This is a genomic window from Vibrio sp. 2134-1, assembly GCF_033339495.1.
This window is the reverse complement of record NZ_JAWOUS010000977.1, coordinates 1-514: the sequence shown is the minus strand read 5'-3', so window position 1 is coordinate 514 and position 514 is coordinate 1. Positions and strand designations below refer to the sequence as shown.

Sequence of the window (514 nt, the reverse complement as noted above, 5' to 3'; positions counted from 1 at the left end):
AAGCGAACTTTGATGGGGCGGACATTGGCTTATTACAAAGCGTGCGTGAAATACCGGGCTTTTTAGCCTTTACCGCCGTGTTTGTGTTGTTGTTTATCCGCGAACAACGATTCATTTTGTTGTCTTTAGCGATGCTAACACTTGGTACAGCATTAACAGGTTACTTTCCCACTTTGTACGGTTTACTTTTTACGACCTTGTTGATGTCCACTGGTTTTCACTACTTTGAAACATTGAAGCAGTCCCTGTCTTTGCAATGGCTATCGAAAGAAGAAGCGCCAGAAATGCTAGGCAAGTTTATCTCGGTCGGCGCGCTGGCTTCTCTGTTTACCTACGGCGCGATTTGGATTTTTCTAGAGCAGCTTAAATTTGATTTCAAAACCGTGTATTTGTTGGCGGGTGGCGTTGGCTTTGTGTTGATCATCGTGATGGCACTGGTGTTTCCTCAGTTCAAAACAGCTGTGCCACAAAATAAGAAACTCGTACTGCGTAAGCGTTACTGGTTGTATTACGC

Annotated in this window: 1 pseudogene; it reads left to right on the top strand. The window is 44.4% G+C overall.

The features are described from left to right. A pseudogene (locus R7R78_RS29575) lies at positions 1–514 on the top strand (MFS transporter); the annotation flags it as partial.